19 protein-coding genes are annotated in these 24,818 nt (G+C 65.3%); 16 read left to right on the top strand and 3 right to left on the bottom strand.

Annotated elements, in window-relative coordinates; translation table 11 throughout:
- The first annotated feature begins 46 nt into the window (after positions 1-46).
- From M9921_05290 to M9921_05320, 7 genes are all read left to right on the top strand, one after another.
- Positions 47-2,392: a glycoside hydrolase family 95 protein gene (locus M9921_05290; GenBank protein ID MCO5296254.1), complete on the top strand. Its 2,346-nt coding sequence runs from the start codon at positions 47-49 to the stop codon at positions 2,390-2,392.
- A gap of 24 nt (positions 2,393-2,416) precedes the next feature.
- Positions 2,417-3,046, top strand: coding sequence for a pyridoxamine 5'-phosphate oxidase family protein (locus M9921_05295; protein ID MCO5296255.1), 630 nt, complete (start codon positions 2,417-2,419; stop codon positions 3,044-3,046).
- A 103-nt stretch (positions 3,047-3,149) separates the two neighbouring features.
- Positions 3,150-4,505, top strand: a complete 1,356-nt coding sequence (locus tag M9921_05300; GenBank protein ID MCO5296256.1) for an alpha/beta fold hydrolase — start codon at positions 3,150-3,152, stop codon at positions 4,503-4,505.
- 242 nt (positions 4,506-4,747) lie between these two features.
- Positions 4,748-5,728 carry an arabinose ABC transporter substrate-binding protein gene (locus M9921_05305; GenBank protein MCO5296257.1) on the top strand — a complete coding sequence of 327 codons (981 nt, stop codon included), beginning with the start codon at positions 4,748-4,750 and terminating at the stop codon, positions 5,726-5,728.
- Positions 5,725-7,233, top strand: coding sequence for an L-arabinose ABC transporter ATP-binding protein AraG (gene araG / locus M9921_05310; GenBank protein MCO5296258.1), 1,509 nt, complete (start codon positions 5,725-5,727; stop codon positions 7,231-7,233). The genes M9921_05305 and araG overlap by 4 nt, the downstream gene beginning before the upstream one ends.
- A complete protein-coding gene (araH, locus tag M9921_05315; protein ID MCO5296259.1) occupies positions 7,230-8,183 on the top strand; it encodes an L-arabinose ABC transporter permease AraH in 954 nt (317 codons plus the stop codon). Before araG ends, araH begins: the two co-directional genes overlap by 4 nt.
- An 84-nt stretch (positions 8,184-8,267) precedes the next feature.
- A complete protein-coding gene (locus M9921_05320) occupies positions 8,268-8,708 on the top strand; it encodes a DUF3237 domain-containing protein (GenBank protein MCO5296260.1) in 441 nt (146 codons plus the stop codon).
- Positions 8,709-8,720: 12 nt separating this feature from the next.
- Here M9921_05320 and M9921_05325 read toward each other — a convergent pair whose 3' ends face one another.
- Positions 8,721-10,646, bottom strand: a complete 1,926-nt coding sequence (locus tag M9921_05325; GenBank protein ID MCO5296261.1) for an NPCBM/NEW2 domain-containing protein — start codon at positions 10,644-10,646, stop codon at positions 8,721-8,723.
- Between the two features lie 44 nt (positions 10,647-10,690).
- On the opposite strand from M9921_05325, the gene M9921_05330 reads away from it, so the two are divergent.
- From M9921_05330 to M9921_05340, 3 genes are all read left to right on the top strand, one after another.
- Positions 10,691-12,679, top strand: a complete 1,989-nt coding sequence (locus tag M9921_05330; GenBank protein MCO5296262.1) for a hypothetical protein — start codon at positions 10,691-10,693, stop codon at positions 12,677-12,679.
- Between the two features lie 4 nt (positions 12,680-12,683).
- Positions 12,684-13,781 carry a hypothetical protein gene (locus tag M9921_05335; protein MCO5296263.1) on the top strand — a complete coding sequence of 366 codons (1,098 nt, stop codon included), beginning with the start codon at positions 12,684-12,686 and terminating at the stop codon, positions 13,779-13,781.
- A 62-nt stretch (positions 13,782-13,843) separates the two neighbouring features.
- Complete coding sequence (locus M9921_05340) at positions 13,844-15,103, top strand: hypothetical protein (GenBank protein MCO5296264.1); 1,260 nt, start codon at positions 13,844-13,846, stop codon at positions 15,101-15,103.
- A 76-nt stretch (positions 15,104-15,179) separates the two neighbouring features.
- Here M9921_05340 and M9921_05345 read toward each other — a convergent pair whose 3' ends face one another.
- Together M9921_05345 and M9921_05350 are read right to left on the bottom strand one after the other, a co-directional pair.
- The gene (locus tag M9921_05345) at positions 15,180-18,467 is read right to left on the bottom strand and encodes a hypothetical protein (GenBank protein ID MCO5296265.1); all 3,288 of its coding nucleotides are present in this window, start codon (positions 18,465-18,467) and stop codon (positions 15,180-15,182) included.
- 52 nt (positions 18,468-18,519) lie between these two features.
- Positions 18,520-19,053, bottom strand: coding sequence for a helix-turn-helix domain-containing protein (locus tag M9921_05350; GenBank protein MCO5296266.1), 534 nt, complete (start codon positions 19,051-19,053; stop codon positions 18,520-18,522).
- A gap of 47 nt (positions 19,054-19,100) precedes the next feature.
- Here M9921_05350 and M9921_05355 point away from each other — a divergent pair, with 47 nt between their 5' ends.
- From M9921_05355 to M9921_05380, 6 genes are all read left to right on the top strand, one after another.
- The gene (locus tag M9921_05355) at positions 19,101-20,138 is read left to right on the top strand and encodes a beta-lactamase family protein (protein ID MCO5296267.1); all 1,038 of its coding nucleotides are present in this window, start codon (positions 19,101-19,103) and stop codon (positions 20,136-20,138) included.
- 32 nt (positions 20,139-20,170) lie between these two features.
- Positions 20,171-20,971 (top strand): hypothetical protein, encoded by an 801-nt coding sequence (locus tag M9921_05360; protein ID MCO5296268.1) that lies wholly within the window; start codon positions 20,171-20,173, stop codon positions 20,969-20,971.
- 4 nt (positions 20,972-20,975) lie between these two features.
- A complete protein-coding gene (locus M9921_05365) occupies positions 20,976-21,578 on the top strand; it encodes a redoxin domain-containing protein (GenBank protein MCO5296269.1) in 603 nt (200 codons plus the stop codon).
- Positions 21,579-21,701: 123 nt separating this feature from the next.
- A complete protein-coding gene (locus M9921_05370) occupies positions 21,702-22,595 on the top strand; it encodes a sugar ABC transporter permease (GenBank protein ID MCO5296270.1) in 894 nt (297 codons plus the stop codon).
- A gap of 123 nt (positions 22,596-22,718) precedes the next feature.
- Entirely contained in the window at positions 22,719-24,053 is a 1,335-nt protein-coding gene (locus tag M9921_05375; protein MCO5296271.1) for an ABC transporter substrate-binding protein, read from the top strand.
- Positions 24,043-24,818: carbohydrate ABC transporter permease (locus tag M9921_05380; GenBank protein MCO5296272.1), on the top strand; the 776-nt coding region annotated here is incomplete at its 3' end. The genes M9921_05375 and M9921_05380, both read left to right, overlap by 11 nt.

Genomic DNA, 24,818 nt, shown 5'->3' on the forward strand with positions numbered 1-24,818 from the left:
CACCCTCATGTCCCTCCTTGCCGCCACATTGCTCGTCTCAACTTTGATGGCCGCTCCTCACGAGGCGTTGACGCTTTGGTACAAGCAACCCGCGGCCAACTGGAACGAGGCGCTGCCGATCGGCAACGGGCGCATCGGCGCGATGGTGTTTGGCGGGGCTGCGGAAGAGCGGCTGCAGCTCAACGACGACACGTTGTGGGAGGGCGCGCCGAAGGACCGGGTGAACCCGAAGGCCCTTGCGGCGCTGCCCGAGGTGCGGCGGCTGATCTTCGAGGGCAAGAACGAGGAGGCCCGCGCGCTCGCCGACCAAGCCATGATGGGCGTGCCGCCAAGAATCGACTCGTACCAAACTCTGGGGGACCTGCACGTGCGCTTCGCCGACGGTGCGGTCTCGGGCTCTTACGAACGGACGCTCGATCTCGACCGGGCGCTCGCCACCGTTCAAAGCGGTGGGTTGACGCGGACGGCGTTCGCCTCGGCCGCGGACGACGTGATCGTGCTGAACCTCCAGGCGACCCTCGGCGGTTCGTTCTCTGCCGAAGTGGAGATGGACCGGCCCGAGAACTTCAAGACAGAGCCCTTCGGCAACGACGGCCTGCGCATGGCCGGCCAGGCCGGCGACAAAGGGGCGAGATACGACGCCCTGCTGCGGGTGAAGATCGAGGGCGGCACGATCACGGGCGCCGCGAACAGCCTCCGCATCCAGGGCGCCAAGTCGGCCACGGTTTACCTGACCTCCAAGACGGACTACGATCGCCGGCATCCGGGCGTCCCCTTGAAACGAGACCGCATGAAGGCGTGCGAGGACACGCTGGCCAAGGCGATGGCGAAACCGTATGCGAAGCTCGTCTCCGACCACGTTCGGGAGCACCAACGTCTGTTTCGGCGCGTCTCGCTCGATCTGGGCTCGAACGAACTGGCCAATCTGCCGACCGACGAGCGGCTCAAAGCGGTGCAGGCCGGCAAATCCGACCCCGCGCTCGAGGCGCTGTACTTCCAGTACGGGCGGTATCTGCTCATGAGCTCGTCGCGGCCCGGAGACATGCCTGCGAACCTCCAGGGGATCTGGTGCCAGGACCTCAAGGCGCCCTGGAACGCGGACTACCACACGAACATCAACCTTCAGATGAACTACTGGCCAGCGGAGGTCGCCAACCTCGGCGAGTGCCATCTCCCTCTGTTCGACCTGATGGAGAGCCTTGTGGGGCCCGGCGAGGACACCGCAAAACGCATGTACGGCGCGCGGGGCTGGGTGGTGCACCACCTCACCGACGTGTGGGGCTTCACCGTGCCGGCGGACGGCGTTTGGGGCGTGTGGCCGGTGGGAGCGGCGTGGCTGGCGCAGCACCCCTGGGAGCACTTCCTGTTCACGCAGGACCGAAAGTTCCTGAAGGAGCGCGGGTACCCGTTGATGAAGAGCGCCGCGCAGTTCCTGCTCGACACTCTGGTCAAGGCCCCGGCGGGCAGTCCCGTGGCGGGCAAGCTGGTCACCAACCCGTCGCACTCTCCCGAGAACTCGTTCCGCAAGCCCGACGGCACGACCTCGCAGTTCACCTACGCCGCGACCATGGATCTCGAGATCGCGCACGACCTGTTCGCCAACTGCGTGTCGGCCATCGACGAACTGGGCAAGGGGGACAAGGGGTTCGACGCCGCCTTTCGTGCGGAGCTCATGTCGGCGCTCGATCGGTTGGCGCCGCTTCAGATCAGCAAGAAGAGCGGCCGGCTGCAGGAGTGGGTCGAGGATTACGACGAGCCCGAGCCCGGGCACCGGCACATGTCGCACCTGTACGGTCTCCATCCCGGCCACGAGATCACGCTCGAGGGCACTCCGGAGTTGGCCGCCGCGGCGCGCAAGTCGCTGGAGTTTCGCTTGAGCCACGGGGGCGGGCACACGGGTTGGAGCCGCGCGTGGATCGTGAACTTCTGGGCGCGGTTCCGCGAGCCCCAGTTGGCTCACGAGAACCTTGTGGCCCTGCTCTCGCACTCGACGTTGCCGAACCTGTTCGACAACCATCCGCCCTTCCAGATCGACGGCAACTTCGGCGGTTGCGCGGGGATCGCGGAGATGCTGCTCCAGAGCCAGAGCGGGGAGATCCGTCTGCTTCCCGCGCTGCCCAAGGCGTGGAGCGACGGGTCTGTGACGGGCCTTCGGGCGCGCGGCGGATTCGAGGTGTCGATGGCCTGGAGCTCCGGACGGTTGCAGTCGGCGGTGGTGAAGGCTGTTTCGGCCGGCAGCTGCACGGTGCGCCTCCCCGGGGGCGCGAAGGTGGCCTCCGTGTCGGTCGACGGTAGGCCCGCAATGGCAAATCAGGAGGGAGACGGGTTGGAGCTCTCGCTGAGGAAGGGCCAGACGGCGACGGTGCGCTTCGGGCTCGGATCCAATGGGTGAGAGACGATACTGAGGACGTGTTGAATGACGAGAGATCCATCTTCTTCTGAGATTCCGGGCGGCTATCACGACGGCTCCCGCCAGCTCCAAGATCGCTTCGACAGCCGCCGAATCGCGGATCGGCTGGAGCAGGTGACCGCCCATACGGTGTTCACCGATGGCGACCGTGAGTTCATCGCCCGCTCCTCGATGTTCTTTTTCGCCACTGCGAACCAAGAGGGGTGGCCGGAGTGCTCCTACAAGGGCGGGATGCCCGGCTTCGTGAGGGTGCTCGATACCCGCACGCTGGCCTTTCCCGACTACGATGGGAATGGAATGTTCCGGAGTCTGGGCAACGTGGCGGTGAACCCCCGCGTCGGGCTGCTCTTCCTCGACTTCGAGAGACCGGCCCGCCTGCGGATCAATGGCCTTGCCACTTTGCACGAGGAGGACCCGTTGCTGTCTGAGTTTCCAGGCGCGCAATTGATCGTCCGGGTGCGCGCCGAGCGCATCTTCCCGAACTGTCCGCGCTACATCCATCGGCTGCGGTTGGTCGAGCACTCCGTATACGCGCCCACCCACGATCGAACACCACCTGAGCCCGAGTGGAAGGAGATGGAGGAGTTCCGGGACGCACTGCCCGGAACGTCGGATCGACGCGCTGAGACAACTTAGAGCGACAATGGGTCGTACGAGTCCGGTGTTTCGATTCGTGCCACCCAAGGGCTGGAAACTTGTGAAGGTGGAGGGGCTCCCCATCTGCCGTAAACTCGTGTCCATGAGACGCTTGGCTCTGTCGACCCTCTTGCTCTCCATTTGTCTCAGCGGCACGGCATGGCCCGCCCAGGTCCAGCGCGGCAAGTCGCTCCCCCGCGCGGGATTCCTCGGGGTGCAGACCGCGGCGGTGGAGGGCGGCAAGGGCGTCCGAGTCGTGCGCATCGTGCCCGGTGGATCGGGCGAAGCGCTCGGCCTCAAGGCCGACGACGTGCTGCTGTCGCTCAATGGGACAGTCCTGGCGACCCAGCAGCAACTCAACATCGCCATTCGCGCGGTGAGGGGAGGCGATGCGCTCAAGATCGCCTACGTCCGAGCGGGCAAGGAGGCGGCGGCCGGAGGCAAGATGATCGCACGCCCGATCCCCTCCGAGCCAGGCCTCGACGTGATCTTCGACCAAGTGCTCAGCCGGGGCAATCGCGTCCGTGTGATGATCACCAAGCCCAAGGGGCCGGGGAGGTTCCCGACCCTGTTCTTTATCGGCGGGATCGGCGCGTACAGCATGGACGGCGCGCTCTCGAGCAGCTTCTACGGCAAGGTTCTGGGCCCTGTCTCGCAAGCGGGCTACGTGACCGTGCGTATCGACAAGCCTGGCATCGGCGACAGCGAGGGGCCAGAATACAAGAACCTCGGCTTCGGCGAGGAGAAGGACGCCTACCTTCAGGCCTTGCGGCTCACGAAGACGCTGGAATACGTGGACCCCGACCGCATCGCGATCTTCGGCCACAGCATGGGCGGATGCTTCGGGCCGCTGGTCGCTGCCGAGGAGCCGGTCAAGGCGCTCCTCGTCACCGGCACGTTGTACAAGACGTTCGGCGAGTACATGTTGGAGAACACGCGCCGCCAGGCCGAACTCGGCGGCGCGGCGCCCGACGGCCTCGATCAGACCCTGCGGCAATGCCTGACGGCCATGCACTACCTGTTCGACGAGGGCCTGACTCCCAAGCAAGCCTCCGAGGAGCACCCGGAGACCGCGAGTTGGATCAAGGGCAACTTCCCCGATGGCGAGACCTACTCGGGGGTCGGTTTCGGCTTTTGGCGGGAACTCGCGAACACGAACCTCGCCAAAGCGTGGTCGGGCACGAACGCCGATGTGCTGGCGATCTACAGCGAGAACGACTTCCTTTCGGGCCGCGACGACCACGAGCGTATCGCGGCTGCAATGAACAGGAAGCGCGCGGGCTCCGGGGAGTTCAGGCTGCTGGAGGGCACAGACCACATCTGGTCGAAGACGACTTCGATGCGCGACAGCCAGGAGAAGTGGGGCAAGGCGTCGGAGTTCAACCCCTCGATCGTGGAGACGGTGCTGGATTATCTTAAGCGAAAGCTTCGAGGCGAGGGTCGGGAGGATCCAGAATGAGGCGCCCATCAATACCAGGGGGCGATGGGCCGCGGAGAGCGGTCAGGCTGGTCTGAAACTCGCCAAAGTGGCGGGCCTCGCCGGCCCGCGAATCTCGGCCCGCGAAGTGCGGCTGAGGCCAGCGAAAATCCCGTTGGGTGCCGTAAACTCGCGATCGGGAATGCGCGCGAAGCGTTCCCCAAGTGAGGCTTTCAATGCGAATCACTCCACTGAACCTTCGGCACCTCGTCTGGAGTCTTGCCGTGATCGTTGTTGCCGCGGGCTGCGGCGGCGGGGAAAAGAACGCCCAAGGAGTCGCCGAAGCGCCGAAGGACAAGGTCAAGATCGGATTCATCGTCAAGAAGCCCGACGAGCCGTGGTTCCAGCTCGAGTGGAAGTTCGCGGGCGAGGCGGCCCAGGCCGACGGGTTCGAACTGATCACCATCGGCGCGACCGACGGCGACAAGGTCCTCCCCGCGATCGAGAACGTTGCCGCTCAAGGGGCGCAGGGTCTGGTGATCTGCACGCCGGACGTCAAGCTCGGCCCCGCGATCGTCGCGCGGTGCGCGCAGCGAAACCTCAAGCTGCTGACGGTGGACGACCAACTGGTCGGGCCTGACGGCAAGTTTCTCGACGTCCCCCACGTGGGCATCAGTGCGCACAAGATCGGCAACAACCTGGGTCAAGCGCTGCTGGACGAGATGAAGAAGCGGGGTTGGAAGCCCGAAGAGACCGGGATGATCGCCGTGACCTTCGAAGAGCTGGACACCGCGCGCGAACGCACCGATGGCGCCATCGAGACGGTGGTCGCCGGTGGTTTCCCGGAAAGCCACGTCTTCAAGGCGCCCGAGCGCGGACAGGACATCGCCGACAGCCGCACCGCCGCCACGCCCGTCCTCACCCAACACCCCGAGTTCAAGAACTGGCTGATCGCCTCGATGAACGACGCCGGAGCGATGGGCGCCGTACGCGCCACGGAGTCGTTCAACATCCCCGCGGAGCGCGTCATCGGCATCGGGATCAACGGGGACTTGGCGCTTGCCGACCTGAAGAAGCCCACCCCGAACGGCCTGTACGGCTCGATCCTCCTGCAGGCCAAGCGCCACGGGTATGACACGAGCCACATGATGTTCAAGTGGATCACGGAGGGTACGGCGCCTCCGAAGATCACCTACACCGACGGCATTCTCATCACCCGCGAGAACTTCAAGCAAGTGCTCGCCGACCAAGGGCTTCCCGAGTGAATCGCGCGCTCGAGTTCGAGGGCATCCGGAAGACCTTCCCAGGTGTGGTTGCGCTCGACGACGTGAGCTTTGGCGTCGGAGCGGGGTCGGTCCACGCGCTGCTCGGAGAAAACGGGGCCGGTAAGAGCACGCTGCTGAAGATCCTCAGCGGCGCGCATCGGGCGGACGAGGGCCGGGTGCTCCTCGACGGCAAGGAGAAGCGATTCCGCAACACGCAGGACGCCATCGCCGAGGGCATCGCGGTGATCTATCAGGAGCTCCAACTCGTAGACGATCTTTCCGTCGCAGAGAACCTGTTTCTGGGCCACCTTCCCCAACGGTTCGGCAAAGTGGATCGCCACCGGCTGTTCGCCGAATCGGGGCGGCTTCTCGAGTGGGTCGGCGAGGCGTTGAACCCCCGCACGCGCCTCGGCGCACTGCCCATCGCGCAGCGGCAGATGGTGGAGATCGCGAAGGCCCTCTCGCTCGACGCGCGTGTTCTAGCCTTCGACGAACCCACGAGCTCCCTGACCAGCCGCGAGGTGGACCGCCTGTTCGAGGTGATCCGGCAGTTGCGCGACGAGGGCCGCGTGATCCTCTACGTGTCGCACCGGATGGAGGAGATCTTTAAGCTCTGCGACGCGGCGACCGTGTTTCGGGACGGCAAGCACGTCCAGACGTGGGACTCGCTCCAGGAGGTGACCCGCGACGAACTGGTGCGGAGCATGGTCGGGCGGGACGTGGCCGCCTTTGCTGAAGAGGGCGAGGCGCGTGCTCTTGGCGACGTGGCGCTGCGGGTTGCCGATGTGACAGGACCGGGGGTGGTGGCGCCCGCGGATCTCGCCATCCGCAAGGGCGAGATCGTCGGGCTCTTCGGGCTGGTCGGCGCGGGGAGAACCGAGCTGCTGAAGCTCATCTACGGCGCGGCGAAGGCGCGTTCTGGCCGCGTGTCGCTGCACGGTGTCGAACTGGGGCCGCACGGCCCGGGCAAGGCGCTCGCCACGGGTCTTGCGTGGTGCCCCGAGGATCGCAAGGCCGAAGGCATCGTGCCCCTCGCGAGCGTGCAAGACAACCTGAACCTCGGGGTGCGCCGACGCTTCTCGCCCCTCGGATTTGTGATCCACCCCGGGCGGGAGCATCGCAACGCGCTTAAGGGAGTGGAGCGTCTGGGCATTCGGGCTTCGGGCTTGCGGCAAGCGGTCGGCAATCTATCGGGAGGGAACCAGCAGAAGACGATTCTCGGGCGTGTGCTCGGGCACGACGTGGAGGTTCTGCTCCTCGACGAGCCCACGCGGGGCATCGACATTGGGGCGAAGCAGGAGATCTATGCGATCATTCGCGACCTGGCGCGCAACGGGGCCGCGGTGCTGTTCGTGTCCAGCGACTTGCCCGAGGTGATCAACTTGAGCGACCGCGTGCTGGTGATGCGCGAAGGCGCCTTGGTGGGCGAGTTGCCGCGCGGCGACGCGACTCCCGAGCGCGTGCTTGAACTGGCGCTGCCGGCGGGCGGACGCGCCGCGTCATGAAGAGAGCGAACTGGCTGGCGACGGCTTGGGACAGCGGTGGGATGGTGCTCCTCTTCCTGGCGTTGTTCGCCTACGCGAGCTTCGGGGTGGGCAACTTCTTCACGCCGACCAACCTCGTGTACGCCCTTGGTCTCTCGGTGACCACCACGGGCATCGTCGCGTGCGGGATGCTGTTCTGCTTGGCCGCCGGGGATTTCGACCTGTCCGTGGGGTCCGTGGCGGCGTTTGCGGGGATGCTGGTCGCGGTGCTGCTCGACGCCATGGGAGGCAGTCTGTGGGCGGTTCCGCTGTGCTTGGCAGCCTGTGCGTGCGTCGGGCTGTTCAACGGGCTGATCATCGCTGTGTTCGGGATCAACGCGCTGATCACGACGCTGGCGACGATGCAGATCGTGCGCGGACTGGCCTATCTGTTGAAGGACGGCAACTCGCTCGGCATTTCGAGCGAGGCCTTCGCGGGGCTCGGTACGGGGGATTTTCTGGGATTGCCCATTCCGCTGTGGGTCCTCCTCGGCTGTCTGGCGGTGTTCGGATTCACGCTCCACATGACGGTCTTCGGTCGCAACGCGCTGGCGATCGGCGGCAACCGCGAGGCGGCGCGCCTCGCCGGGGTGCCCACGGCGCGCACGCAGATGCTGATCTTCACCTTGCAGGCGACCCTCGCGGGTTTGGCCGGTGTGGTGAGCGCCGCGCAGCAGCAGTTGGGCGATCCCAAGGGGATGGTGGGGCTCGAACTGCGGGTCATCAGCGCATGTGTTTTGGGCGGAGTTTCGCTCACCGGTGGCATCGGCTCGATCCACCACGTGATCGTGGGCGTGCTGATCATGGGCACGGTCCAGAACATCATGGATTTGAAGAGCGTGCCGACGTTCTACCAGTACCTGGTCAGCGGCGCCATCCTCCTGGCGGCGGTGCTGCTCGATCGATTGAAGAGGCGGGGCGTGAGGGCGTGAGGCGTGAGGCGTGAGGCGGGAGGCGGGAGGGGCTTCCCGCATAATCCGATTCGGCGCGAGAGTTCGCACACAGGGAGAATGAGCATGAATGGCGAGAAGATCTACGAATACGACGTCGACGTCACGGGTGTGACGGACTTTGGCTTGACGATGGAGGCCGTTCTTTCCGGCCAAGCCGCGGTTCCACCGCAGGGATTGCGGTTCGACGTCGCCTTCGACGGAACGGCGAACGGTCGCCTTGCGGGACGCGTGAGCGGGATCGACCACGTCCGGATGCGCGCCGACGGCCGCATCGACTTGGACATCCGCGGAGTGATCGTGACCGAGGACGGGCATCGCATCGCGCTGGCCGCGGACGGCGTCGCGGTGCCTCGCGCCGACGCGCCGATCGCGGACCTGTTCGAGAATGTCAGCCTCACCACCGCCGCCGAGGGGTATGCCTGGGTGAACTCGAGGCAGATATGGGGCGTCGGGACCGTCAACTTCGCCGAGGGCAAGGTCCATATCGACGGCTACATGCAGTGAGGGGTGTTCCCCCTATCTCACCTTCACCAGCACGACGCCATGCCTCGGCACCTTCGCCTCAAAACTCACGGCGAACGTGCCGAGCTCCTTCTGGCGCCACAGGTCGCGCACCCGCTTCCCTCCGCTGATCCCGAGATCCTTCCACGCCACGCGCACCGGCCCTTCCTCCTCGCCAAGGTTGAAGAGCCCGACCGCCAGACCCCCATCCTCGAGTGGTTTGGCCCACACCTCGGTCTCGCCTACCTTGGCGATCCGGTGGGCGGCCTTCACCAGGGCGTCCTGATCGACGGCGATCACCTCGTCGTTGGTGAGAAGGCTGAGGGTGAAGGGGTCGAGGGTCGTGATGTCGCCGCTGAGGATCAGGGGTGCGGCCAGAAGGCACCACATCGACATCTGCGTGTACTGCTCGTTGGGGGTGAACGGCGTCTTGCGTTTGCCGCCCGATCCGGCGATTTGGCCCAGCAGGAGGTAGTCGGGGTCGTTGAACGCGCCCGGCCCGGCGTAGCGGTCGAGGTGTTGGCGCGCATAGAGATCGAAGCTGTCCTGGAACAAGGTGAACCCGATTCCGAGGTCGCCCGCGGTGCGCCAGCTGTGGCCACCCACCTCTTTGCCCCACTTCCAAACGTCGGCCATCCCGTATTGGCACAGGTTCAGCACCATGTCCCTGCTTTGCGCCTTCAGCAGATCGCCCATGACCTGGTACGGCTTCTTGAATCCCTCCACGCCCGGCACCTCGGCCTTGTAGCTGCACCAGTCGTACTTGAGGAGATCGAAGCCCCAATCCGCAAACGTCTTGGCGTCCACAGCCTCGTGGCCGAACGCCCCCTCGTACCCCGCGCACGTGGTGGGTCCGGGCGACGTGTAGATGCCCGCCTTCAGTCCCTTGCCGTGAATGAACGTCGTCAGCGCCTTCATGTCGGGGAACTTGGCGTTCGGAAGGATGCGTCCTTGGGCGTCGCGCGTGGGGCCGCCCACCACCGGGTCCTTGCTGCCCGGGACGCGGGCCCAGCAATCGTCGATGCACACGAACTGCCAGCCGTGTTGGGCCATGCCGTTCGCGACCATCGCGTCGGCCGCCTCGCGCATGATGGCGTCGCTCACGCCGCCCATCCACACGTACCAACTGTTCCAGCCCATCTGCGGAGTCAGCGCGATGGCGTCGCCGCACACGATCTTGAGGTTCCGGGTCGCCGTGCCCTTGCGGTTGGTGGCCCGCAGCGCCACCGTGTAGGTGCCTCGCTTGGCGATCGCGCCCGTGATGCGGCCGCTGCTCGGATCGAGCGTGAGGCTGTCGGGCAGGCCGGTCGCCGAGAACCGCATCGGCCGCACGCCGGTGGCCGGCACCAGGTAGAGGAAGGGGTGTAGCGGTCGGGCACCCGTGACCGTCGGGCCGTTGATCCTCGGGCTGGCTGGAGGCGGTGGGGTGAGGATCACGGCCTTCTCGATGGGCGGAACGAGCGCCGCGGGTTTGGCGCCCGTGTACTCGATGGTGGCCTCGGCCCAGTCGCCGTGGTCGAAGTCGATGCCGTCGCCGGCGTCGTCCACCACAAGACTCAGGATCTTGACGCCGCGGAGGGGGACGCTTGCCTCGACGGGCGGCTGCTTCCACGAGAGCCTCGGACTCTTCCAGAGCTCTTTCCCGTCCCCGAGTACGTGGAAGACGACGCTGGCGTTGGCCGAGCCCGCGTCGTCGTCCACCCCGCAGAACGCATGGAATCGCGTCGCCTTGCCATCGAGCCGGATCTTGAAGGTGCTGATCGCATGCGTTCCCAAGCCCTTGTCGAAGGTCCGCCCCGCGATCGAGAGCGGCTGGTTGGTCACCGACCGGTTCTGCACCGGCGACCCCCAGCCTTGGCGGATGTGCGAAAGGTCGAGATCGGAGACGAACACGGTCGAGGTTTGGATCGAACCGAGCAGTGCCAGGCAGATCAGATTCACGGTGGCTCGAGGTTACCGGGAACCGGATAGAATCGAATCGAGCCATGCTCTCCCTTCTTCTTGCCGTGATGCAAACGTCTTCGTTCTCGTTCCATGCGCCGACGCCCGACTCGTTCGAGGTCCGTTGGCGCGACAAGCCCGTGCTGGCCGCGAGCGGGGTGGGTCCGCGGGTCGAACCCGCGCGAGCGGTCGAGCCTTGCGAGTCCCTCTTTCTCGGCTATCCGCACGGCCCGAAGACCGCCGAGTTCGTACCTCCCGGACGCGAGCGCGAGACCTACACGATGGTGCTCGAGCGGATCCACGGCACGATCTCGGCTTCGGCAGACGCGTTTGCGTGCACCGACGACCCGAAGGTGCCGCTTGGCAGCACCTTTGGCCGACCTGTGATCGAAGGCGCCAACGCCGTGTACGATCGGACGGGCGATTGGCTGATCAGCGTGGAAGGCGGACCGGTATCGATCCAGCCCGTCGGAAACACGGAGTTCAGCATCGAGTGCGCGGTGCCATGCACCGTTCGATTCAAGCCGAACTACTACCGCGACCACCTCGGCTACTTCCTTTGGGACAAGTCCAAACCTCTGTGGAAGGAGCCGGTGGCGGGCTGGTGCTCCTGGATGGCGCACCTGCAGGGCGTGACCGAGCGCGATGTCCTGGCGGCGGCCCGTTTCTTCTCGGAGAACCTGAAGGCGTACGGCTACGACATCGTGCAGATCGACGACGGCTACCAGCGGGTGCTCCAGTTCGGGCAGGACAACAAGGGTGGGGAACCGTTCTCGAACTACTGGACTCGGCCGAACGAGAAATTCCCGCACGGCATGGAGGCGCTGGCCCACGAGATCAAGGCGCTCGGCATGACCCCAGGCGTGTGGGTCGGTTACTACCTTCCGCTGGGTCTGCAGCACAAGGAAGGCTATGTCACCGATCCCGATGGGCAACCGCACAAGGGGCCGTGGGTGAACTACGCGATGAACGGCCTTGACGGCCCGGCGCGGGACGAGGCGTACATCGACACGATCCGCCAGTTCAAACGGCAGGGCTGGGACTACTTCAAGATCGACACGCTGCGGCACGTGCTGTACGACAGCTACCGCCAGGTGCCCGACTACTGGAAGGCGCGCGGCGAATCGATGGAGGCCGCGTACCGGACGATCTTGGCGGAAACCAAGAAGGCCGCGAAGGACTCCTATGTGCTGGCGTGCTGGGGCACGATTCCCGAACTCGCGGGGCTGGCGGACGGCGCGCGGATCGGCGAGGACGTGGGACCGGACTTCGACAGCATGCGCCGCAGCGCGAAGTACATCGCGCAGTTCCAGTATCTGAACAACGTCGTGTGGCGCAACGACCCCGACTACATGTGCTTCCGCGTGCCCATCGACCAGGCGCGCGCGTGGGCGACGCTGACGTTCCTTGCGGGAGGCCATCTGATGGTGAGCGATCCCATCGCGGCGTACGACGCCGCGCACCTCGACGCGTTGCGCCGCGTGGGACCGCCCATCTTCACCCGCCCGCTCAACGTGGTCTCCCACGGTCCCGACCCCGAGTTCATGACGTTGAACGCCGAGAAGGGGGGCGAGCAGTGGACGGTCATGGCGCGGTTCGCGTGGCAGGATCTGCCCGCGCGGGAGGTCGCGACTCCGGGCAAAGGCCGGTTCCTGGCGTTCGATTTCTGGAACGAAGAGTTCTTGGGCAGCGTGGAGGCCGCGTCCTTCCGCGCGCTTCCGAAGGGCCAGTGCCAGGTGCTCTCCCTGAGGCCGGACCTCGGGCGTCCGCAGGTGCTGGGCACCAACCGCCACCTGAGCCAGGGAGCGTACGAACTCGAAAACGTTCGGTGGGCTAACGATCGCCTATCGGGCCGGTTTCTGCGCGGCCCGGGTCAGGCGTGGTCGGTCTTCATTCGCGTTCCCGCCGGCTGGAAGGTCGTGGAGGCATCCGTGCCGCACGCGCTGGACGGAGAGGTGCTGAAGTTGACGTTCCCGGTGGGCGGCGATCCGGCGGGCTGGAGCGTTCGATTCTCAAAGGGCGCACTGCACTAGAACGATGCTCCTCGCTCTCGTACTGCTCGCAACCACGTTCCAGAATCCGCTGAAGGACGCAGGCACGTTTCCGATCGCGGTGTGGCTTCAGGACCCCGGGCAGGCGACACGGTACAAGTCAGCCGGCATCAACCTTTATGTAGGGTTGTGGCAGGGTCCGACGGAGGAGCAACTCGCCGCGCTCAAGAAGGCTGGCATGCCCGTCGTGTGCGACCAGAACGCCGTGGGCCTTCGGCATCTTGCGGACCCCACGATCGTCGCTTGGATGCACGGCGACGAACCGGACAACGCGCAGGCGGTCATCGACCCCGCGACGGGGAAGCAGACGTGGGGCCCGTGCGTGCCTCCCGCCCGCATCGTAGCGGATTATCGGCGTCTCAAGTCGGCGGATCCGAGCCGGCCGGTGTTGCTGAACCTTGGCCAGGGGGTCGCCAACGACGCGTGGAAGGGCCGGGGCAACGGCGCGAAGCTCGACGACTACAAGACCTATGTGCAGGGTAGCGACATCGTGTCGTTCGACGTGTATCCCGTCGCGGGCGTCGGCGAGCCGCTCCAGCTCGGGCTTGTCGCCAAGGGAGTGGACCGCCTCAAGGCGTGGGCCGACGACAAGAAGCGGATCTGGACGTGCCTCGAGTGCACCGACATCGGAGCCAAGGGCAAGGCCACCCCTGCTCAGGTCAAGGCCGAGGCGTGGTCCGCGATCATCCACGGCGCCCGAGGGCTGATCTACTTCGTCCACCAGTTTCAGCCGAAGTTCAACGAGCACGCGCTGTTGGACGACCCCGAAATGCTGGCCGCGGTGACCTCGCTCAACAAGCAGATCCAACGGTACGCGCTTCGCCTCGGGAATGTGCGCCGCGCCGGGGTCATGTTCGACAACGGTATCCACAGCTGGGCGTCGACGGTGGGTGGCAATGCGACGTTGTTCGCGGTGTCGCTGGAGGACCATCCCGTGACCGCGGTGTTGCAGTTGCCCGCCGAACTGCGGCAGAGCGTTGTCGAGGAGATCGAGGAGGGTCGCATGCTCTCGCTTTACGACGGCAGAGCTGCCGAGACGTTTGCCCCGTACCAGGTGCACATCTACCGAATCGGCGCCCGCTAGGTCGTGGCACCCAGGGTGTTGCGACAGTCTGCGACGGGAGATCCGGGTTACACTGAACTGCTGTGTGGAAGTTCTGGCTGCCCGCATTGGCCCTGGGAATCGTCGCGCTTGTCGCTGCCTACCGGCGCCCGGCACCGGCAACGCAGTTCCGGCTGCTGGGCTTTCAGCGGGCGGAAGATGCGCCGGGTATGGTCGTGGATGGCGTTCGTCTGAGGCGCACCATCAGTCGCGCCGACTCCGTTGCCTTTGCCTGGGTCGACCTGGGTTCGCACCGGCCCAAAGATCTGAATCAAAAGCTGCAGCCCGGTGACGTTCTCTTCGCGCTGGAGGCAAAGAACGGCGACTCCTTCCCCCTGGAGGCGAACGTTGTCTCTGACGTCAAGCAGACCAGCGTGGCCTGCATCAACTTCCTGCCGGGATCGGGCGGGTCGTTCGTCGACCCGTGGCTCGTCGCTTCGATCGACGGCCGGGAGGTCGCGCGGTGGCCCCTGCCGAACTACCCCACCGACACGTTGCACATTCCTGCCGATGAGCCCACGGTCACCCGGATCGACGACGTCCTGGGTTTCTCCATCGAAGCGACCGCTACGAAGACGGTGCAAGAGAAGTTTGTGGGGAGGGAGACCGGCTTCGTGAACCTGCACCTGCGCTTGGACGGGCAATTCCCCCCCGACCTCGAAGTCTGGCTGCACCACTCGATCACCGAGTCCACATGGCGCAAGGAGCGGTACTGGAGCGGCGGCGGTTCTCGCTTCACCGAGCCGCGCTCGACGAGCGAAGGTCAGGGGGCGGAGTTTGCAGCCTATGCCGATCGGGTGCGTGTCGTGGGCGACGTCGAAGTGCGCCAGAGTTACGAGGAGGCGGCCGTGTTCCGCGGACTCTTGGTTTTGCGCGACCCGCGGACAGGACAGTTGGCGATCGCAAACAGGCGCGAGCAGCGGGTCGTGCTTTCGACTGGCCTTGAAGTGGTCATGCCGGTGTTTCAACTCCCGGTCGAGATGGATCCCTCCGGACAAGCCCAAGTGGGTTTCAACGTCACGTTCCCGCAAGGGACCCAGAACCTGGACTTGCCAGGAGCCCAGAACGTGTTGCGCTCCACCCACGGCGTTTCCCTGAGCTTCGGCAAGATCGTCGCGAACACGACCTGGTCGGGTGCGGGTGGAGGGATCAGCCGCGGCGGCTGGGCGGTCCGCATGTTGGTGGACCCGAAGAGTGTGAAGGCGGGCGTGAAGTTCGACGTTTCCTTGGGAGTGAAGCATCACGTCGTAGTGGGCAAGAAGGAGTTTCAACTCCTTGTTCCATTGCAGCGGCTGGATGGGTGAGCGACGATTCAGAGGGTGCCACGCCCGCTTGACGGGCGTGAGTTCTAGTCTCCGATCCCCTTAGGTTGCTGCCAAACTACTTCGGCAGCCTAACGATTCTTGCTGAGCGCAAAGTCACCGGACCCAGCAGCCCCGATTCCAGCAGCGGCGAGTCCTTGTTGTAGAAGTGCCAGGTCGTGAAGGCGATGCGCCCGGTCTTGGGCCGGGGTTCGCCCTTGACCAGCCAGTCCGGCCAACCCTTCAACCGGTTGCCAGCCCACTCGACATCGGGCGGGAGTTGCTCGTCCCCGATCAGGCGATTCGGCCACAGGTTGGTCACCCGCACTTCAAGCGCGTTCGCGCCCGGCTTCAGCGCCTGGGTGACGTCCAAGCGGAAGGGCTCCTTCCAGAGCACCCCGAGGCTCTTGCCGTTGAGAACGACCTCGGCGAAGTTCTTCACGCGCCCGAGATCCAGCCATACAACGCGGCCCGGAGCCAAGAACGCAGAGGGGACCGTGACCTGTTTCGTGTACGTGGCGGTCCCGGAGAAGTAGCGGACGCCGGAAACCGGGTGGTCGGTCCAAGAGATCAGCCTCGACAGTTCCACCTGAGGTGGGGCACCCAGCTTGGGCGGAAACGCAAGATGCCACGCCCCGCCGATGGCGAGGCGAAGGGGGCTGTCTGAGACGGCCACTGAACGCGTTGCACCGGTGCTGCTCTTGGTCGACAGCGTGCCCTTCGCCCAGGGGATCAGCTCGACCTCGCCCCGCGCGTTGGTGCGGAGCGTGGAGGAGGGGAAGGCGGGAGGAGCCGCAATTCTCAGGAGAGTCAATGTCTCGTTCTCTGCGACCGTTTGGCTCATCGCCTTTCCATCCAGCGTGTAGTCGATTCGAAGCCGCTTCACGACGTTGACAGCCGGATCGCCGAACATCCCGTTGGTCGCGGGGATCTCCACCTGACCCTCCGCCACGAGGCGGCGGACAGTCTCGGTGACATCCGCCCCGAGCCCGTCGGCCGTCTCGTAGCGCGCGCGTGTGATCACGATCTTCGGCGGGGCCACGACCTTGCGGTCGGGATCGACGAACTCCGCGGACACGAGATGCGCGCGGGTCGCGGGGCGTCGGAACACGACGAACGTCGAGCCTGCAGGATCGAAATGCAAAGGCACCGTGGTTCGTCCGCCCTCGACGCGGTAGGCTGGCGCGTCCCGCATCGTTCCTGTCGCGGCGTCCCACAGCTCGGGAACCCGGCCGGCGACCCGGAACGTGCACTCGACGTCCGCGGGCAGATACCGCTGGTTGGACACGAAGTACACCTCCGCTCCTTCCACCCGTCGGTGGATGAAGGCCGTGCGCCCGCCCCGGGCCTCGTAATCCGGCGAAACCGCGAGCCCGGCAAACACCTCTTCCAGAGGCTTGCCCCAAACGACCCGCCCTTGCCCGAAGCGGTGCTCCTTCACCGTCTCGCCGTCCAGACCGCCCCACACCTCCTCCGCAATGGCGCGCACTTCGGCATCGCCCCTCGGCACGTCGGCGAGGCTGGGGGATCGCGTCGGCTTCGGGCCGACCACCGTGGCACCCGCCAGCACGAGCGAGCGGATCTTGCGCGCCAGCCGCGGGGTCATGAGCGGGGAATCGGGCAGCACCAGCACGCGGTACTCCATACCGCTGGGGAGGATGATTCGGCCGTTGCGTACACCTGCTTGGCCAAGAAGCAGGGTGGCGTCGATGCCGTCGTAATCGTAGCCGGCGGGAATGGCGGGCTGGAGTTGACTGCGCGAGGGGAGATCGTTGGGCGCCCCTTCGCCGACGAAGTAGGCCGCGTCGGCCACGAACCGACCTTGCTGCAGCAGGAACTGGCAGCGCGCGACGTACCGCAGCCACGCAGAGGCTTCGTCCCACCACGTGATCGTGCGCTCAAGATGGGTGCCCCAGGGCCCCATCGTCATCCCCGGCTGCAGGTTCATCCAGGGCTGATGCGCGTAGCGATGGAAGATGTATCGGTTAATGCCCTGGGTGAACACGAAGTCGCCCAGCGCTTTGATCGAGTACGGCTCGACGAGGTAGCGGCCGCGCTGCTCGTCGGCGGTGAAGGACTCGGCGCCCACCACCTGGTGCCCGTACGTGTGACCGATCGAGGCGGCGAGCTTCGTGGTCTCCATCGCCCCACCGCTGACCCAGAACTCGCCCATCGGAATGTCGGCGCGGCCTCCCGCCTGCATCGTATCGAAGCCGCCGTTGCCGTAAGGCTCGGTGGAGAACTGGAGTCCCGCCTTGTGGCACAGCTCCCCGAAGTAGCCGAAGTAATTGTCGGCATAGAGGTCCGCGATCGTGCGTCGGAAGTCCCACAGGAAGCGCTCGGTCGTCGCCGGGCTGCCGATCGTCCAGCCCGCGATGGTCGGCAGGTAGGGAAGTGGGTCGTAGCCTCGGCGCGCGCGGAACTCTTCTCGGAACTTGGGGGTCCAGTTCTGGCTGCCGACCTCGTAGCTGTCAATCAGCGCGTTGTTCAGCACTTTGCCGGCGAGGGGCCCGACGTCGGCGAGCACCTTGGCCATCATGCCGGCCCAGTGCATATCGAGCGCCTCGCGGCTGAGCTTGTCCACTTCCAGCCCATCGCCTTCGGGCGGCGCCGGATGGTTGTCTTTGCCCGTCGGGGTGTGCCCCATGCGCAAAATCGTCCAGTTGCCCGCAGGCACGTCCCATTGGAGATGGCCAGTGGCGTCCATTTTGGAGGTGAGATCGATCAAGCCCTCCAGCGGGACCGGCGCGGAGGTCGCCGGCTGGTCGAGCGGTCGCAGGCCGTCGGTGCGCACGACGCCCGTGCGCCCGAGGAACTGTGGGGGTTGCGCGCCCTTGCCTCCCGCGGGAGTGCGGAACGCGAACACGGCGATGTCCTTGTGGTAGTCGACCGCGCGCACCACCTGCGGCGCTTTGGGGATGGCAAGGGTCTTTGAGAAGTGCGCGGGGCCGGAAACGGTCTCTTCCGACCAGGCCAGCACCTGCATCGCGTTTTCGGGCGTGATCCAAGGTCCGCCGCTGCTCGACCAGCCCGCGCAGTTGTGGATGCACAGCTCGAGCCCGACGCGGTCGGCCTCCTTGACCGCGTGGGTCATCATCGCGCGCCACTCGGGGCTCATGTAACCCACGGGTCCGGCGGGGATGCCCACGGCTACGGTGAACATCTGGGCGCCTCCCATCCCCGCCTTGGCCATCGCCTCGAGATCGGCGGTGATACCCTCCTTCGTGACGTTGCCGTCCATCCAGTGCCACCACGTGTGCGGCTTTGCGGAGGCCGGCGGGTTCACGAAACCCCGGGCCAGAGGGTCCTGCGAGAGCACGGGCGTAGGGGCGAGCGACGAGGCGAGCGCGATGAGCGTTAGAAGCATTCCAACTCCTCCCGCTCCATCATGCGTCAAGGCGCATGGCGCGCGCCACGGGTCAGTCTCCGGAAGGTTCCGGGACGACCAGCGACGTCCAATGGATCAACTCGCCGCGCCCGACCTCGGAGCGGTCGCCAAACTCGTGCTCCAGTTCCGTCAGTCTGGCAAGAAACGCGTCGCGGTCATCGGGCTGCAGCCAGAGTTGGGCGCGCGCGATCCGAAGCGACTTGGGCGATGGGACGGAAGCCTGGGCGGCAAGGAACTCCCGCTCCGCGGCCCGCAGCGTGGCCTTGACGAGCCGCGCGCGCAACTCGAGGTCTGCGCCGCGGGCGATTTCGAAGCGGTCTGCCGTCACGGCATAGACCGTTTCGGCCCGGCGTTTCCCCCTCTGCTTACCCACCATCCGGACGAGCCCTGTGGCGACCAGTTTGCGGAGGGGGTAGTAGAGCGACTTCGGATCGGCAGCGACTCGGCGCGCCAACTCGGCGACGGATCCAGGCCCGAAGGCCCTGAGTGCGAGGACCAGTTCGGAACGGAGGGGGTCGGCAAGCGCCTCCATTTGAGGTTCGGTGAGCACAATTCTCTGTTTCATGGAACCGATGAGTGTAATTCACTGTAATATTACACTATATGTTGTCCATGCTAGCCTCTCTCATGCTGATGCAGGGCTCAGCTGCCCCCGACTTGCCCAAAACCGTCGACGCACGTCTCCAAGAGGCGGCCTCCGACGGATTCAGCGGATCGGTTCTGGTCGTGCACGGCGGCAAATCGGTCCTGTCCAAGGGGTATGGCTTTGCCGATCCCAAGGCGGGGCGCAAGGTGACCCCTTCGACGATCTTCTCCATCGGCTCGGTAACGAAGTGGTTCACCGCCCTCGTCACGCTCCGGCTGGAACAGGACGGCAAGTTGAAGCTGAGCGATCCCATCGCGCGGCTCATCGACCACGTGCCCGCCGACAAGCGGAGGATCACGATCGAGCAACTGCTCGCGCACACGGCCGGACTGGGCGATTACATCGACCGGCCCGGCGAAGGGGGCGACTTCGCCAAGATCGACCGAGCGACGGCGCTCAAACGCATCCTTGCCGAGAAGCTGAAGTTCGAGCCTGGGACCAAGACCGAGTATTCAAACGTCGGTTACACCTTGCTGGCGATGATTCTTGAAAAGGCTTCGGGGCAGAGCTACGAGGAGTGTGTGCGCAACCTCATCTTCAAACCCGCGGGCATGGCGCGTTCGGGGTTCTTCGGCGATCGACTGTGGCCCGAGGACCAGTTCGCCATCGGACAACGCGCCAAAACGCATGGAACGAGGAACATGGCCTATCACTGGGGGCCCGTGACCTGGTCTCTCAAAGGGGCGGGAGGCATTGTCTCGACGTCCGAAGACCTCGGAAAGGCCGTGTTGGCGCTGACCCAGGGCAAGATCCTGAGCATGGCCAACGAGCCACGGATGTTCCGTGCGGTCTTCGAGCACGAGGGTTACGGATGGATGGTCGGTCGCACAGCGGCGGGCACCCCGTTTTGCAACGTCGGCGGCGGGGACGACTTTGGTTTCCAGGCCGCGATCCTCTACATGCCGCACGAGGGCGACCTTGTGATCACCTGCTCGAACAGCAATACACCGGAGAAGATGCGGGTCGCCATCATGGACGTCCTTCGAACCCTCGAGGGAGGGTAACCCTACAGGGCTCGGGCGGCGTATGGAAGAGCATGCTGGCGATCTTGGCGGCGGTGGGGGTGGCGCTTTCCGTCGGAACGATGCAGCCCGAGCGGTGCAGCGTGAATCTTCATGCCGAGGTGGCCACTGTAACCGCGGGGCAGCCGTTTTGGGTCGCGCTCCAGTTTGAAATCGAGCCGGGTTGGCACATTTACTGGACCAACCCGGGCGATTCGGGTCTGCCCACGGAGATTCGTTGGAAGCTCCCGCCCGGGTTCCGCGTTTCCGAGGTTCGGTGGCCGACGCCGCACCGTTTCGAAGCGGGGGGGCTGGTCAGTTACGGCTTCGAAGGGGCACCCATCGTGCTCGCGCGGATCGTGCCGCCCGAGCGGTTGGATCAAGCGTCCCCGACGGCCATCGGGGTCGAGACGGACTGGATGGTGTGCAACGAGAACTGCGAGCTGGGCTCCTCCAACGCCGGGCTCGAGTGGGGGCGCGCTCCCGCAACCGCCAAGCTCTTCGAAACCGCCCGTGCGGCCCTTCCGCGACCGGGGACGGCGTTGAATGCCCGAGCCGTCCGGACGGAGAAGGGCTGTCGGCTGCAGTTCCACCTGCAGGGGAAGCCGGAGGTGGCCGGGGCGACGTTCTTCGCAGCGGCCAGCGGGCTTGTCTCACCTGGTGCCGCCCAGCAGGTCAAGCGAGAGGCGGGGACCTACGAACTGAGTCTCGAGACCCTCCCCGGCGCCAAGCAGCCGGGATCTTTGGACGGTGTTCTCACCGTATCTTTTGCAAACAAGACAACGGAGTCTTATTGGATCAAGGCTCCCTTCAGCCTCGAAGGAGGCAAGGAGTGAGATGATGATGAAGCAGGTAATCGCGTTGGGCGCTCTAGGCGCCGTGGTGTGCGCGGGTGCGTTCACGTTCGGCAACAGGGCCCCGGAAGCGCCCGATTTCAAATTGGCCGCCGCAAGCGGCAAGACCCTGTCCCTTACGGACTTCAAGGGCAAGTACGTGATTCTCGAATGGTGGAACAACGGGTGCCCTGTGGTCGGAAAGCACTACCGCAGCGAGAACATCCCGAAGCTCCAGAAGGAGTTCATCGAGAAGGGCGCGGTGTGGCTCACCATTGTGTCGTCGGCCCCAGGAAAGCAGGGTTACGTGACCACGGAGAACGCCATGACCACGATGAAGGGCATGGGCGGGCAACCCACCGACATCCTGTTCGATACGACCGGCGAAACGGGCAAGGCGTACCGCGCCACCGCGACGCCTCAGATCGTGCTGATCGGTCCGAAGGGCGAGATGCTCTACAACGGAGCGATCGACAACAACCCGCGGGCCAGCGGAGCGGCGATCCTGCAGTCCGAGAACTACCTGCGCCGCGCGTGGGACGAGGTGCACGCCGGCAAGCCGGTCTCGACCCCTTCCACGCAGGCGTACGGCTGCGCGGTCAAGTACTAGGCGCCCCCCTGGGGGGGCGCCGCTGGTCGTGGGTCGTTGGTCGTCTGTCGTGTTCTCCCTCTCCCTCTGGACGACAAAGGATCGACGACAAACGACCAACGAACTCGCTATCATGAACCCGGGATGGCGCGCACGACGAACCACCGGGCCAAGCGGGACCTGATCGGCTACCTGTTCATCAGCCCGTGGCTGGTCGGGTTCCTGGTGTTCACCGCGTGGCCGTTCGTGCAGAGCATCTACCTGTCGTTCACCCGCTACAACATCGTGACGGCCCCGAAGTGGGTGGGCGGAGCGAACTACCAGATGCTGCTCACCCAGGACGAGCTCTTCTGGAAGTCGGCCTGGGTGACCCTGCGCTACGCGGCGATCTCGGTGCCCATCGCGATCGTGATCGGGGTGGTGCTGGCGTTGCTGCTCAACGCCGACGTGAAGGGCATTGCGGTGTTCCGCACGGTGTTCTTTCTGCCCTCGATCGTGCCGGTGGTGGCGACGTCGGTGCTGTTCATCTGGCTTCTGAATCCCAACATCGGACTCATCAACCGCATGCTCGCCCTGATCGGGGTCGACGGGCCCGCTTGGCTCAACACCGCTCCCTGGGCCTTCTACAGCCTGGTGATGATGGCGCTTTGGGGGGTGGGCGGCAGCATGGTGATCTACCTTGCGGGGCTCAAGGACATTCCGACCTACCTCTACGAGGCCGCGACGATCGACGGCGCGAGCGCGGTCCACAAACTGCGACACGTGACGCTTCCGATGCTCACCCCCGTGATCTTCTTCAACCTGGTGATGGGCATCATCGGCGCGTTCCAGACGTTCACGCAGGCGTTCGTGATGACCCCCGGGGGAGGGCCGCAGGACAGCACCTATTTCTACAGCCTCTACCTCTACAACCGCGCCTGGAAGTACCTCGACATGGGCTACGCGAGCGCGATGGCGTGGATGTTGTTCCTGGTGATCGTGGTGCTCACCGCTCTGGTATTCCGCACGCAGCGGAAGTGGGTGCATTACGGTGGCTAGGGATATGGGAGTGCGCGACCTTGGTCGCGCCGTGTTCCCGAGCAGCTTGCTGCAAGTTGGCGCCGGACAAGTCCGGCGGGTGACAGCGCGGGCGAGCTCGCGTACTCCCAAAGGGGGGGCACTGTGAAGCGCATCCTCGTTTGGGCGAGCCTCCTGGCCCTGGTGGTTTTCATCGTGGCCACCGGTTCCAGCACGCCGCGCAAGTATCCAGACCGCAAACTCGTTCGCTTCTGGCATCGCTGGCAGGGGGACTGGGAGAAGCAGGTCCAGAAGATCGTGGACGCGTTCAACGAGAGCCAGGACCAGTACGAGGTTGTGCCGGTCAGCGTGCCCGGCGGTGGTTCGTCGGAGGCGAAGTTCATTCTTGGCGTGATCGGCGGCGACCCGCCCGATCTCATGTCGATGGGCAGCGGCGGACTGCCCAACCTCGCGTCCAACGGATTCCTCACCGACCTCGGGACCCTCATGTCGCCCGAGGACAAGAAGCGGTTCTTCGAAGAGAGCTACCCCTCGATCAGGGAGACCGGCATGTACGAGGGCAAGTGCTACGGCGTCACCATCGGCGCGGACCTCATGGCGCTCTACGTCAACGTCCAGCAGATTCGCGACGCGGGCTACGACCCCGACAACCTGCCCAAGACCCTTGAGGGCCTGGAGGAGCTCGGCCTCAAGCTGAACCGGTACGACAAGCAGGGGAACCTCACCCGCCTGGGCCTGCTGATCAACGATGTGTCGTATCTCGCCCACCTCTATGGCGGGGGGTTCGACGTGCTTCCAGACGGCACCCCAAAGCTGGACACGCCGCAGAATCTGCGCGCCTTGCAGAACATCGTCGATTTCCGCAAGAAGGTCGGGTTCGACAACGTGCTGCGCTTCCAGGCGGGGCTGAACGACATCGAGGGCGCCGCGTCGTGGGCGTTCATGCACGGCGATCTCACCATCACCTACGACGGACAGTGGCGCGTCGAAGAGCTGCGCAAGTTCAAGCCCGACATGGAGTATCGGGTGATCCCCATCCCGCCCCCGGCCCAGGGGGGCACGCCGCTGGGAGGGCTCGTGGGGGGCAACTACATGATCGTGCCGATCTCGGCCAAGCAGAAGGAGGGTGCGTGGGAGTTCCTCAAGTTCTGGACGGGCCTTGAGAACCCGGACCGGGCCGCGACGTTCTACAACCTCGGCGGATGGTTGCCCTACTCGCCGGCGGTCGCCAACTCCCCCACGTTTCAGAGGTGGCTCAAGGCCAACCCACAGTTCCAAGCGTTCCTCGACATCTTGGCCAGTCCCAACTGCAAGGCGGCACCCTCGATCCCGAACCTCAGCTTCCTCAACGACCTGATCGTTCGCGCCGAGGATCAGGCGGTGCGCGGAGCCGTCACGCCGAAACAGGCGCTGGAAACGTTGCAGAAGCGGTTCATCGAGGAGAGAGACAAACGGAGGTCGTTGGGCTATGACCAATAACCGTCTCTCCGCCGCCTCGAAGATCGGGATCTATACCGCCCTGGTGCTGCTCAGCATCCCCGCCCTGATGCCGATGCTGTGGATGGTCTCCACCTCGCTCAAGGGCAACGAACAGATCTTTGCGGGCGGCGATTTCAATTTCAAAGCGCTGATCCCTTCGCCGCTGGTGACCACGAATTACCCGGACGCGTTGCAGAACATGCCGTTCTTCCTGTACCTGCGCAACACGCTGTTGTTGTGCGGGCTGACCGTGGTGGGGGCCGTGGCGAGCAGCGCGCTCGTGGCCTACGGGTTCGCCAAGATCGAGTTTCGGGGCAAGAAGGTGTGGTTCGCGGTGATGATCGCGACGATGGCGTTGCCCGGCCAGGTCACGATGATCCCCGTGTTCAGCCTTTTCCGTTCGTTGGGATGGTACGGCACCTACCTGCCGCTCGTGGTGCCCTCGTTCGCCGCGTCCGCGTACTACGTGTTCCTGCTCACGCAGTTCTTCAAGACGCTCCCCATGGAGATGTCCGAAGCGGCCCAGGTGGACGGGGCCGGCGACTGGACCATCTTCCGCTCGCTCGTGCTGCCCCTGTCGAAACCTGCGCTCGCCACGTGTGCGCTGTTCCAGTTCATCGGCACGTGGAACGACTTCCTCGGCCCCTTGCTGTACATCAACGACCCGGCCAAGTACACGCTGGCTTACGGTCTGCAGCAGTTCGTGTCGCACTACGGCGGGTTCTTCGCGCAGCTCATGGCCGCGGCCACGATCTTCACCCTCCC

The organism is Fimbriimonadaceae bacterium (assembly GCA_023957775.1).
In the GTDB taxonomy this organism is placed as follows: domain Bacteria; phylum Armatimonadota; class Fimbriimonadia; order Fimbriimonadales; family Fimbriimonadaceae; genus JAMLGR01.